Source organism: Elusimicrobiota bacterium, from assembly GCA_026388095.1.
Taxonomy (GTDB): Bacteria; Elusimicrobiota; Elusimicrobia; order UBA1565; family UBA9628; genus UBA9628.
On record JAPLKL010000006.1, the window covers coordinates 126888 to 139444 of the forward strand.

Annotated in this window: 8 protein-coding genes; 4 read left to right on the forward strand and 4 right to left on the reverse strand. The window is 68.9% G+C overall.

The genetic code is table 11. From position 1 onward, the window contains the following. The 3 genes from NTY77_01405 to NTY77_01415 are packed head-to-tail and all read right to left on the reverse strand — an operon-like array spanning window position 1 to window position 4675. Window positions 1-450, reverse strand: coding sequence for a response regulator (locus NTY77_01405; GenBank protein MCX5794137.1), 450 nt, complete (start codon window positions 448-450; stop codon window positions 1-3). After that, entirely contained in the window at window positions 447-3152 is a 2706-nt protein-coding gene (locus NTY77_01410; protein MCX5794138.1) for a PAS domain S-box protein, read from the reverse strand. The genes NTY77_01405 and NTY77_01410 overlap by 4 nt, the downstream gene beginning before the upstream one ends. A gap of 14 nt (window positions 3153-3166) precedes the next feature. Further along, window positions 3167-4675 carry an FGGY family carbohydrate kinase gene (locus NTY77_01415; GenBank protein ID MCX5794139.1) on the reverse strand — a complete coding sequence of 503 codons (1509 nt, stop codon included), beginning with the start codon at window positions 4673-4675 and terminating at the stop codon, window positions 3167-3169. A gap of 52 nt (window positions 4676-4727) precedes the next feature. Here NTY77_01415 and NTY77_01420 point away from each other — a divergent pair, with 52 nt between their 5' ends. Next, window positions 4728-5387: a hypothetical protein gene (locus NTY77_01420; GenBank protein ID MCX5794140.1), complete on the forward strand. Its 660-nt coding sequence runs from the start codon at window positions 4728-4730 to the stop codon at window positions 5385-5387. Further along, entirely contained in the window at window positions 5384-7129 is a 1746-nt protein-coding gene (locus NTY77_01425; GenBank protein ID MCX5794141.1) for an ABC transporter substrate-binding protein, read from the forward strand. The genes NTY77_01420 and NTY77_01425 overlap by 4 nt, the downstream gene beginning before the upstream one ends. 8 nt (window positions 7130-7137) lie before the next feature. Here NTY77_01425 and NTY77_01430 read toward each other — a convergent pair whose 3' ends face one another. Continuing rightward, window positions 7138-8730 carry a response regulator gene (locus NTY77_01430; GenBank protein ID MCX5794142.1) on the reverse strand — a complete coding sequence of 531 codons (1593 nt, stop codon included), beginning with the start codon at window positions 8728-8730 and terminating at the stop codon, window positions 7138-7140. 146 nt (window positions 8731-8876) lie between these two features. Here NTY77_01430 and NTY77_01435 point away from each other — a divergent pair, with 146 nt between their 5' ends. Both NTY77_01435 and NTY77_01440 read left to right on the forward strand, forming a co-directional pair. Continuing rightward, the gene (locus tag NTY77_01435) at window positions 8877-11282 is read left to right on the forward strand and encodes an ABC transporter ATP-binding protein (protein MCX5794143.1); all 2406 of its coding nucleotides are present in this window, start codon (window positions 8877-8879) and stop codon (window positions 11280-11282) included. Window positions 11283-11364: 82 nt separating this feature from the next. Then, window positions 11365-12557 (forward strand): hypothetical protein (locus NTY77_01440; GenBank protein MCX5794144.1); only part of this gene is annotated, 1193 nt, incomplete at its 3' end.

The window sequence follows — 12557 nt, forward strand, 5'->3', positions numbered from 1 at the left end:
TCAGGCATTCCTCACCGAAGGAATGGGGTCGTTGAGCAGCATCCAATAGAGGCCGAGCCGACCGACCGCCTCCATGAAGCTCTCGAACTCAACAGGCTTGCGCACGTAGCTGTTGGCGCCCAGCGCGTAGCTGCCGATGACGTCCTGGTCCTCCTTGGAGGACGTGAGGATGACCACCGGCAGGTTCCGGGTCCGGGCGTCGCCGCGGATGCGCCGGAGCACCTCCAGGCCGTCGAGCCTGGGCAGCTTGAGGTCCATCAGGACGACCGCCGGCACGACGCCGGCGTCCCTCCCGGCGTGCCGGCCCGCGGCGAAGAGCCATTCCAGGGCCTCGGCCCCGTCCCTCGCCACGACAACCTCGTTGGCGAGGTTGTGCTTCTTGAAGGCCCGCAGGGTCAGCGCCTCGTCGTCGGGGTTGTCCTCGACGAGCAGGATCACCTTCCGGCTCATGGGCCCTCCCGGTCCGGCCGCGAGGGCAAAGTGAAGTAGACGGCCGCGCCCTTGCCGACCTCGCCCTCGGCCCACACGCGGCCGCCGTGCCGGTGGATGATGCGCCGCACCGTGGCCAGACCGATGCCCGAGCCCGGGAACTCGGCGCTGCCGTGCAGGCGCTGGAAGGCGCCGAAGAGCCGGCCCGCCTGGGAGGCGTCGAAGCCGGCCCCGTTGTCGCGCACGCAGAAGGCCAGCTCGGTCCCGCTCGGCGCCGCGCCGAACTCGACTTTGGCCTGGGCCGTCTTCGCGGTGAACTTCCAGGCGTTGCCCAGGAGGTTGTCGAGCACGATCCGCAGCAGCGCACTGTCGCCCTCCGCGCGCAGGTCGCCGACCGCCGTGAACTCGACGTCCCGGCCCGGGTTCGACCGGCGCAACTCCGTCACCGCCTCCCGGGCCAGGGCGCCCAGGTCCACGGGCTTGCGCTGCAGCTCGGCGCGGCCAGCGCGCGACAGCTTAAGGAAGCCTTCGATCATCTGGGCCATCCGCTGGGCTCCCCCGCGCACCCGGGACAGGTAGTCCCGGCCCCGCGCGTCCAGCTGGTCCGGATAGTCCTCCAGGAGGGCCTGGCTGAAGCCGTCCATGGCGCGCAGGGGCGCCTGCAGGTCGTGCGAGACCGAGTAGCTGAAGGCCTCCAACTCCTCCACGGCCATCTTGAGCAGGGCCGTGCGCTGGGCCACGCGCTCTTCAAGCTCGACATTGAGCCTGCGGACCTGCTCCTCCGCCCGCTTGCGCTCGGTGATCACGTCGAACACGGCCACGAAATGATCCCGGCCCGGGCTGTAGGCCGAGATCGCGAACCACTGCCGCAGGGCCTCCAGGTAGATTTCGAGCTGCTCCGGCACCCCGGTCCGCGCCACCCGGCCGTAGACCTCCAGGAGCCCCCGATCGGCCTCCCAGATGCCCGGGATGACCTCGGAGGCCTTGCGGCCCACCACGTCCTTGAGCCCGGTCTGGGCCTCGAACGCCTGGTTGACCGCGAGATAGACGACGTCCTGCGGCCGGTCCCCGTCGAAGATCACCCGGCAGTGGGCCAGCCCGTTGCGCATGTTCTCGAACAGGGAGCGGAAGCGCTCCTCGCTCTCCCGGACGGCCTCCTCGGACTTCCTGCGCTCGGTCACGTCCCGGAAGGTCAGGACCACCCCGATGACCTTGCCGTCCTGGTCCCGGATGGGCGCCGCGCTGTCGGAAATGCTGCGCTCGGTCCCGTCCCGGCAGACCAGCGCGGTATGGTTGGCCAGCGCCTGGACGCGCCCATCGGAGAGCACCCTGCGCACGGGGTCCACGGCGGGCCGCCGGGTCTGCTCGTTGATGATGCGGAAGACCTCGGACAGGGGCTTGCCGCGCGCCTCGGGATCGCTCCAGCCCGTGAGCGCCTCGGCCACCGCGTTGAGCAAGGTCACGCGGCCCTGGCCGTCCGTGGAGATGACGCCGTCGCCGATGCTGCGCAGGGTGACCAACAGCCGCTGCCGCTCCGCGGCCAGGGCCTCCTCGGCCTTCCGGCGCTCGGTGATGTCCAGCCCGAAAGCGATGTTCATGTCGCCCGCGGAGGTGAACCCCCACAGGATGTTCTTCTTCGTGCCATCCTTGCAGGTGACCACCACATCCAGCGGCTCGATGGTCGACCCTGTAGCGATGGCCCGCTGGACCTTGCTTTGCCATTCCTCGACGATCCCCTGACGGTACTTCTCATCGGGATATGCCCGCGGCCACCAGTCCCCGACCGTCGGCACATCCTCCAGGGTATAACCGAAAACCTGGATGAACCTGGGATTGATGTATGAGGCTTTCTGTTCGATCCCGGTCGACAGGTAGATGGCCAGGGGGGATGTCTCGGCCATGGCTCTGAATTTCTTCTCGCTGGCCTGCAGCGCGGTCTCCGCCTGCTTGCGTTCCGTTATGTCCTGGACGATCCCGGCCATGCGGCGCGCCGCGCCGGCGGCATTGCGCTGGTGGCGCCCGGCCGCCCAGATCCAGCGCACCTGACCATCGGTCCGGCGGATGCGGCACTCGAAGTTCCAGTTGCTCTCCGTCGCGGTGGCGCGCCGGAACTTCTCGTCCACCAGCGCGCGGTCTTCCGGCAGCACGTGCTCGAGGAACATCTCGTAGGTCCACTTCGGGAGGAGCTCCGCGTAACCGAAGATGCGGTCATGTTCGACAGAACGGAAGGCGGTATGGTCCACCAGATCGAGGTCCCAGGCGCCGATGCCGCTGATCTCCCGCGCGAAGCGCAGCCGCTCCTCGCTGTCGCGCAGCGCGGCCTCGGACCGCTTGCGCTCGGTGATGTCCCGGACAAAAGCCTCGACCACCTTCTCCCCGGTCTTGGGGTCCGCGGTGACGAAGGAGTCGTGGAGCACCCAGCGGTCCGCCCCTTTGAGCGTCTTGAAGTGGTACTCGAAATTATGGATCTTGCCTTTCAAGTCGGCATGCTTTCGGATCGTCCCCGGCTCCTCGGTGTAGGTCATCAGGTCCCGGAGGAGCTTGCCGGCCACCTCCCCGGGGGCGAAGTCCAGGTCCAGGATGCGGATAAAGCCGCTGTTGGCGAACAGGATCTTCCCCTCGGCGAAGGTGTAGCGGTAAACGCCGTCTTGGGTGAAATCCAGCAGGCGGGCGAAGAGCTGCACGGCCTGGGTCTTCTCTCCGGCTGGGGCTCTATTCTTCATGGCATCAGCGCTGGTCAGGCAGACTCGCTGCCGGACATGAGGTGGAAGATGCCGTGGCTCTCGAAGCGGCCGAGGATATCAAGGTACCTCTGATAGCGGCGTGCGTAGAGTCTAGTATTTTCCGGGGCCGGCTTGCAGGTCCGCCGGGACTTCACCATCGCGTCGGCCGCCTCCGGCAGGGATTCGAACGCCCCGGCCCCGCAGGCCGCCAGCATCCCGGCCCCCAGGACGGAGGCTTCCGGGTTGGCGAGCTGCGACACCTTGATCCCGAATATGTCCGCCTGCATCTGGCTCCAGCCCTCGATCTCCGAGGCCCCGCCGGTCAGCCGGATTTCCTTGACCGGCACTTTCATGTCTCCGAATACGGAGAGGATGGACTTCGCCTCCAGGCAAACGCCCTCCAGCACGGACCGCGCCAGGGACGCCCGGCCGTGAGCGTGCGTCAGGCCGAGGAGCATCGCCTTGGCCTCGGGATCCCAGTTCGGAGCGCCGGCGCCGGCCAGGAAGGGGAAGAACAGGGGGTCCTGGAGGCCCGGCTCCGCGGCGCAGACCCTCCGCCAGAAGCCCCTGCTGAACCTCTTTCCCGAGGCGATCCTGCCCAGCCAGTCCAGGCAGGAGCCCGCCGCGTTCTGCAAGCCCTCGACCTCCCACTTGCCGGGCACGGCATGGGCGCAGCAGGTGACCCGCATCTTGGGGTCCTTCCGGGGCCGCTCGACGCAGGCGAGCAGGACGCCCGCCGTGCCCAAGGTGAGTTCCGCCACGCCGGCTCTCACCGCGCCGGCCCCGAGCCCGGCGCACTGCTGGTCGCCCCCGCCCGACACCAAGGGGGTCCCGGGCAGGAGACCGCAGCAGCGCGCGGCCCGCCTGGAGACCGCGCCGACCTTCTGGCCGCTGGCGACGAGGGTCGAGAGCTGGCTCTCGCTGACGCCGGCGAGCTTGAGTATCTCGGCGCTCCAGCGGAATCTCTCCACTTCGAACATCCCGGTCAGCGAGGCGTTGGACCAGTCCAGGAAGAAGCCGTCCGCGCCGAACTGCTTCAGGAGATAGTCTTGGACCAGGACAAAACGGCAGGTCTTCTTATGCTGCGGGGTATTCTTGAAGGACAGGATCTTGCCCAGAGAGAAAACGGGGTTGTTGGGCAAGCCGGTGATGCCATAATACTCCGCATCGCTGATCCTCCGGCGCAGAGCCCGCAGCGCCCTGCCGCCCCGCATATCCTGCCAGGAGACGGCGTCGCCTATCGCCTCGCCGCGATGATCGGCGCAGATGACCGTGGCCCTCTGGTTCGATATGGCCAAAGAGGATATCTGACCGGCCTTGACCCCGGAGCGCTCGACGGCCTCTTTGAGGCAGGAGAAGGTCCGCTCGACGATCAGCCGCGGACTCTGCTCGATGCGGCCGTCGCGCAGGAACCGGCAGGGGCAATCCATCCTGCTGCTGCCCTTGACTTGGCCCGCGAGGTCGAACACGGCGGCCTTGACGGCGCTCGTCCCGCAGTCCACGGCCGCGACAAAGCCCTTCATCAGGGGTATAGTACCAAGTCTGCGCAAAACACAGAAGTGGTATAATCGCCGCATGCGCGCCTGGCCCTTGGCCGTCCTGCTGGCCCTGCTGACGGCCCCGTTGCCGGCCCAGGACTCCCAGCTCAGCGCCTCGGACCAGAACGGCAACTTCTATTCGGTCCTGAATCTGTTCACCGGCTCCCACGAATACATCAACATCCGCAAGATGAACCCCGGCGGGGGCAATCTCTGGAACCAGGTCCGCGACCCGGGCGTGGACCAGCGCGCCGCGGCCATCGTCTCGGACCCCGCCGGCGGGATTATGGTGGCCTCCGTCATGAGGGACCGGGGCCTGCGCGTCATGGTCCTGTTCCACTACACCGCGGACGGCCAGTACGACTGGGGGGAGCGCGCCTTCATCGACAACGCGGACAACACCCCATCCACCGCGGTCGTGGACCGGGACGGCAACTACTACGTCGCGGGCAACAGCCGCAAAGGCGCCCGGACCGTGGCCCGGCTGTGGAAATATGATTCCCGTGGGGGGCTGTCCTGGTGGCGGGAATACGACAACAACTTCAACAACACCTACGCCAAGCAACTGCAGGTCGACCTCTCCGGAAACGCCTATCTGGGGCTCGAGTCCGTGCAGAGCCAGACCGCCTACTCCGGGCAGTACAACCTGCTGACGGTGACCTACGACCCCAACGGCAACCAGGTGTCGGTGCGATGACCGGCGCCCTGCTCGCCTTCGCCCTGCTCCTGCCCGCAGCGCGGCCCGCGGCCGCGTCGAGCACCTCCACCTTCGTCAGCGCTTTGGCCGGCCCGATCACCAACCTCGACCCGGCGGCCATCTATGACAACCGCAGCCTGACCACGGCGCTCTCCGTCTACGAGCCGCTCATCATCTTCTCCACGGACCCGGATAAGGAGCCCTTCGCGCCCTACATCGCCAGCGCGGTGCCCACCCGCGAGAACGGCCTGCTCTCCCGGGACGAGCGGGTCTACACCTTCCCCATCCGGCCGGGGATGCTCTTCCACGGCGGCTCGACGGTCACGGCCGATGACGTCCGCTATTCCTTGCTGCGCTGGATGCTCAGCGACTTCACGGGCGGCACCTCCGCCATGCTCCTCGAGCCCATCCTCGGGGTCCCGTCCACGCGCGACCGCAAGGGCCGCCTGCAGGTGGACTTCAAGAAGGCCGCGGCGGCGGTGGCCGTGGAGGGGGACAATGTGGTGGTCCGGCTCCAGAGGCCCGACTCCTCCTTCCTCGCGATTCTGGCCTCCTGGCCCCTGGTGGTCCCCAAGGCCTGGGCCGCGGCCAAGGGCGAATGGGACGGCAGCGAGGCCGGCTGGCTCCGGTACAACGGCCGCCTGCCGGACCAAAGCCGCATCCGCTTCGTCGCCAACGGGACCGGCCCCTTCCGGCTGGCGGAGCCTACCTCCAAGGAGCTGGTGACCCTGGTGCGCTTCGACGCCTACTGGCGCCGCAAGCCGGCCGCCCTGGAGCGCGTCATCCTGCGCGAGGTCGACAGCGAGATGACGCGCCTCTCCATGCTCGAGGCCGGAGACGCCGACTACGCCGAGCTCTCCCGCTCCAGCCTGCGCGACGCCGCCGAGGCGCCGGGAGTCCGGGTCGAGGACGGCCTGCCCCTCTGGTCCGTGGGCCAGGCCATCTTCTTCAACTTCCGCGCCGCGGCCGCTGGCAACCCCAGCCTGCGCAGCGGCCGGCTCGACGGCAAAGGCGTCCCGCCGGATTTCTTCTCGGACCCTCACGTGCGCCTCGGCTTCGCCCGGGCCTTCGACTACGAGGCGTACCTGTCCCAGGCCCTGCGCGGGCACGGGGAGCGCGCCGCCGGGCCCATCCCCTTCGCGCTGTTCTCCCGCAAGCCGCCGCAGCCCGCCTACAGCCACGACCCGGCCCTGGCCGCTGAGCACCTAAAGGCCGCATGGCACGGCCGGCTCTGGAAGCGGGGCTTCCAGGCCGAGATCGGCTACGACGAGGCCAACCCCGAGGCTCTCGCGGCGGCCGAGATCCTGGCCGCCTCGCTCAAGGCCATCAAGCCGGAGTTCCAGCTCAACCCCAAGCCCCTGCGCAAGGAGGCTTTGTTCAAGGCCCTCCGCCAGCACACTCTGCCCATCTTCGTGGGCGGCTTCGAAGCGGACTACCCGGACCCGCACTCCTTCGCCTTCAACCTGCTCCACAGCGCCGGGTTCTATCCGATGGCCCAGAGCTTCTCCGACAAAGCCATGGACTCCGTGGTGGAGAGGGCGCGGCGGGATGGCAAGCACCGCGAGGAGCTCTACCGCAGACTCATGGACCTCTATGCCGCCAAGCTGCCGCAGATCTACCTTTACTACCCGGTCGGCTTCCGCGCCCTGCGCAGCAACGTCAGCGAGAACACCAACGACAACTGGCTGGGCTCCTTCACCCTGCACAACGCCATCTATTACCGGCGCGTGCGGAAGGACTGACGGTCGGGTCAGACTGGAGGAGCGGCGCTGCTTCCCAGCGCCAGCAGTTCCACGATCTTCTTGATGAAGGTCGCGTGGTCGAAGGGCTTGATGAGCACCTCGTTGCCTCCCATCGCCTTCGCCCGCGCCGCCGCGTCGGCATAACCGGTCAGGACCAGGATCGGGACGCGGGAGGTGCGAGGAGTGCTCTTGAGGCGCTCTATCAGATCAAGGCCGCTCATGCCCGGCATCATGATATCGAGAAGGATGAGGTGGGGGAGCTGCCTGCCCAGGATATCCAAGGCCTCGAACCCCGATCGCGCCGGGATCAGCTCTATGTCGCCGCCGAGGCTGGCGATGAAGAGGCCGATGATGTCGACGATGTCCGAGTTGTCCTCCACGAGGAGGATGAGCTTCTTGCCGGCCGGAGGCGCCGCCGGGACGGCGGGCTCCGCTGCGGGCTCTCGCACGAGGGGCAGCGAGACGTGCGCGGTGCAGCCCTGGCCGGGTCCCGGCGATTCCAGCCAGATGTTGCCCGAATGCAGCACCATGGTCTGCTTGGCGAGGGAAAGCCCCAGGCCGGAACGCGGCCGCATGGAGCTAGGGGACCCATGGAGCGCGGCAGCGGAGAAATCCTCGAAGATGTGGGGCAGGACCTCCGCGGCGATGCCCGCGCCCTGGTCCGCCACCGTGGCCCAGGCGCGGCCGTCGGCCGCTCCCGCGGCCACGCGGATCAAGCCGCGCTCCGGGCTGAACTTGACCGCGTTGACGAGGAGGATGTTCAAGACCTCCGCGAGCGCGGCCACGTCCGCCTGGATCGGGACCGGGGCATCGGAGCAGGCGCATTCCAAGCGCAGTCGCTTGGCTTGCAGGTCCATGGAGAGCTTGGCCTTATCCGCGCTCGAGCGGCAGACCTCGCGCAGGTCCGCGGGCTTGAACGCCGCGGCCTGCCGGCCCTCCACGATCTCGTTGACGCGCAGGATGCGGTTGATCATCCCGAGGAGATCCTCGGCGCCGCCCGCGACCGAGGCCACGGCTTTGAGCTGGTCCGCGGTCATGCCTCCCAGGGTCCCGTCCTGCAGCACGCGGACGTAGCCCAAGATGACCGTGAGCGGTGTGCGCAGTTCGCGGGAAACGTTGGAGATGAAGAGGCTCTTCATCTGGTTGGCCTGCCTCAATTCCATGTTCTGGTTGAGGAGGTCGCGTATCTCCACGAGGCGGTGCAGGATGGGAGCGAAATCACAGTGCGGCAGGTCGTCCTTCTGGAGGATGTCCATGGCGCCCATCCGCATGGCCGCGACCGTCAACTGGGGGTGGCTCTCACCCGTCAGCATGATGGCGGCGGACCTGGGATGGATCTGCCGGATCTGCTGCAGGAATGCCAGGCCTTTCAGGTTGTTCGGGTCGGATGGGCTACCGGCCAGGACGACCAGGTCGTAGACCTGCTCCTGGAGCTTCCGGAAGGCCTCATCCACATCGACGGCTTCCGCGAATCTGAAGGACCACCCCGGCGTGGACTGCAGGCGGGACTTGATGGTCTCGCGCACGGGGGGACCGCCGTTGACGATGAGGACGCCAAGAGAGACGGCGGGGGGATAATATTTGTCCGGGGAGTTTGCCATGGCCGGTTCTCCAGGCCCTTGGTGCGTTCGGGACCCGTCGTACATGTTACCACATAGGGGCCCAGGCGCGGATAGGCCCTTTACCCGGCCGCAACGGACCCCTTCGGTCCATCTGGCCCGCGGCAGCTCCGTGATATGATGCCGACATGCCTCAAGGCCTCACGGTGCGCAGGCCCGCGGCGCTGCTGCGGTCGGCCCTCTCTCTTGCGATAGTCCTCTTGTCTCCGGGCCTTGCCCCCTACGAAGCTTTGGCCAACACGGTCGCGGTCTCCGCGGCCTCCTCCGGCGGGACCTCAGTGTTCAACGCCGCGGGCGCGGCGGCGCGCTCCGCCGTGGGCGCGGGTCCGGTCCAGATCTCGGTTTTGCCCGCCGGCCTCAGCCTGAAGCCGGCATTGTCCGTGGCTGCCGCTCCTTCCGTCAAGAGCCCCGCGGCGCCGCCCCTGGTCTCCGCGGCCGAGCCCCTGGCCAAGCCCGGGGCCTCCGGCGTCGCCCTCGCGGCTCAAGCGGCGGACCTTGCCGCGCCGCTCGCGGCCCCTGCGGCTGTCGCGGCCGTCCCCGCGACCTTGGGGCTGCTCAGCCAAGCCTTGCCCGCGCAGGCCCCCGCCGCGGCCAAAGGCTCGGTCCTGCCGGATTCGCGCCTGAGCCTCCTCTTCGACGGCTCCATCGCTCGGCGCGGAGCGGAGGCGCAGGCCGGTGAGGCCGTGGCCGAGGCCAGCCCGGCCCCGAGCCATGGCTCCGGGCTGGCATCGCCCGCGCGTGGGCGCCTCGCGGCCGGCGCGCGCGTCTTCGGCCACACCGTGGCAGAGATGTTCTTGGGCGAGGCGAAGTTCGCCTCCCTGACGCGCCCCTATCGCGGCCGGATGATCCTCGCGCGCCTGATCCTCGTCTTCCAGGCCGTGATGGGGACGGCGCTGGCCTACTCGACCGGGGCTTTCATCGACGCGGCCTTGGCGCACGCCGCGCCCGTGGCCCTGGGCTGGTTCTTGGGCATGGCCGCGCTGACCGGGGCGAGGATCCTCGTCAGCCGGTACCATTGGGTCCTGCTCGAGCGCATCAAGGTGCGCATGCGCCAGGACTTGCGCATGGCCTTCTTCGAGCATGTCCAGCGCCTGCCGGCCTCCTTCGGCCGGCGGGGAGACCCGCCGGAGATCACGATGCGCCTGCTCAATGACGTGGCCAGGGTCATGACCAAGAACGTGGACATCCCCGTCAATACGCCTATGCTCGTGATCCAACTGGTCATGGCCGCGGGCTTCGTGCTGCATACGAGCCTGCCGCTGGCGGTCGGGATACTGGTGTCGCTGCCGCTCTTGGCGTACTTGTCCGCGCGCTTCGGCGGGAAGCTGGCGGCCCAGCAGCAGCGGCTCGCCGCGCTGCAGGCGGACCTCACCCGCCTCGGGCAGGACCTGTTCTCCGGGAACCGCGACGCGCGGGCCTCCGGCGGCGACGGGCACGCGGCCTCGGTCTACCGCGGCCGCTCGGGCGTCTACGAGGCGCTCCTGCTCGAGATCGCGAAGCTGTCCTCGGGCTACGCCGCGCTCAGGGATTTCCTCCAGACGGCCTTCTCCGAGTTCTTGATCCTGGGCGCCGGTTTCATGAGCTTCATCCTCACCGGGTCTCCGAGCGTAGGGCAGATCATGTCCTTGCGCGGCTACGCCAACGACCTGCGCGGCGCTTTCTCGGGAATCCTGGACCGGTACAACGACGGCCGCTCCGCGGACGGCGGGCTGAGCCGGGTCCACGAGCTGCGCGAAGCGCCCGCCGCCGCCCCGGACAAGCCCGGCGCGCGGGACTTCGCCGGCTCGGAGGTCTCCTTCCGCGCCCTGAGCTACACCCTCCCCGGCCAAGGGGAGGTCCTGCGGAACGTCGATTTCTCGGCCGCGCCCGGCGAGCGGGTGCTCGTCGTGGGAGGCGAGGCCGCGGCGCGGCGCTCCCTGATCGACCTCCTGCTGCGGCTGGACTCTCCCAGATCGGGTTCGGTCCGGACGGGCGGCGCCGACGTAGCCGACCTCAAGCGGGACGGGCTCATCGCGCACATCTCGCTGGTGGCCGGGGACGCGGCCGCCTTCTCCGGCACCCTGCGCCAGAACCTGCTCTTCGGGATCGCCAGACAGGTCAGCGATGAGGAGCTGACCGCGGCCTTGCGGGCCGCCGGGGCCGCCTGCCTGCTCGACGCCGAGCGCCTGCCCCAGGGCCTCGACACCTTGGTCGAGGACGAGTCCGGGACCTCTCTCGACACCGAGCAGCTCCAGCGCCTGGCCCTGGCCCGGGCCGTGCTCAAGGACCCGGCCGTGCTCATCGCAGAGGACCTCGGCCTGGGGCTGGACACGAGAGTAGCCGGGACGCTGCGGCGCGACTTCGAGCGTCTCGCGCGAGGGCGCACGACGCTGGTCTTCGCCGGCCAGCCCGAGCGCGCGGAAGGGTACGACCGGATCGTGGTCCTGCACGACGGCAAGGTGGTCGAGAGCGGGACGCACGCGGAGCTGATGGCGCTCGGCGGCCGATACCGGGAGATGGTGGAGTCCTCCGGCCCCAAGGCGCCTTCCAACTGACGGCCGGCCGGGCCTAGCTCCCTGGGACCTCCGGCCCATGCGGTTGCGACCTGCCGGACGCATAATCTTGGAGATAACAGCTATGCTCTGGATTCTGACCGCGCTCCTCGGTCTGGCCCTGCCTGCGCTTGCGGCGCGGGCCGCGCCTGTCTCCTCCACTGACGAGGCCGCCGGCGCCGCTCTGTCCAAGCTCTTCGACGGGACGGCCGGGGCGGGGTCTGCCGATTTTTCGCCGACGACGGGCCTGCCGGCTCCGGCGCCGGTCAAGGGCAAGGCCATCCCCAAGGACGACGGCGCCCTGCTCGAGGACCTCTCGCAGCGCTCCTTCCGCTACTTCTGGGACACGGCCGACCCCAAGACCGGCCTTTTCCCGGACCGGGCTCCGGGGGACTGCTCCAAGCCCCAGGGCAAGGTCGTGGCGAGCGTGGCGGCTTCCGGCTTCGGGCTGACGGGCTATTGCCTCGCCGCCGAGCGCGGCTGGGTGCCCAGGAAGGAGGCCCTGGAGCGCACGCGCCGGGCCCTGACCTTCCTGGCCAAGGAGAGCCCGCAGAAGAACGGCTGGTTCTACCATTTCGTCGACGCCGCCAACGGCCAGCGGGAGTGGAGCAGCGAGGTCTCCTCGATCGACACCGCGCTGATGCTGGGCGGGGTGCTCACGGCGCGGCAGTACTTCGCCGACGACCCGGAGATCGCGAGCCTGGCCTCCGAGATCTACGACCGCGTCGATTTCCCCTGGATGCTGGACAAGAAGCGCAACCAATTCAGCCACGGCTGGACCCCCGAGGGCGGCTTCATCAAGACCACTTGGGACACGTACTCGGAAGAGTCGCTGCTCCTGATCCTGGCGTTGGGCTCCAGGACCCACCCGGTGGACGCCGGGGTCTGGGACGCCATCTCCCGCCCCGAGGTCTCCTACAGCAGCCACGATTACGTCTCGGGCGCGGCCCCGCCCTTCATCCACCAGTTCTCCCAGGCCTGGGTCGACTTCCGGGGCCTGAAGGACCGCCACGGCATCGACTATTTCGCCAACTCGGCCGAGGCCATGCGCGCGCACCGCCAGTTCTGCATGGACCTGGCCAAGGAGTTCCCGGACTACGGGCCCGACATGTGGGGCATCTCCGCCTCCGACAGCCAGCACGGCTACCAGGCTTGGGGAGGCCCGCCGCGTTCCGGGCCCATCGACGGCACGGTCGTGCCCTACGTGGCCGGGGGCGCGCTCATGTTCACGCCCGACATCGCCGTGCCGGCGCTGCGGGCGATGCGCGAGAAGTCCCA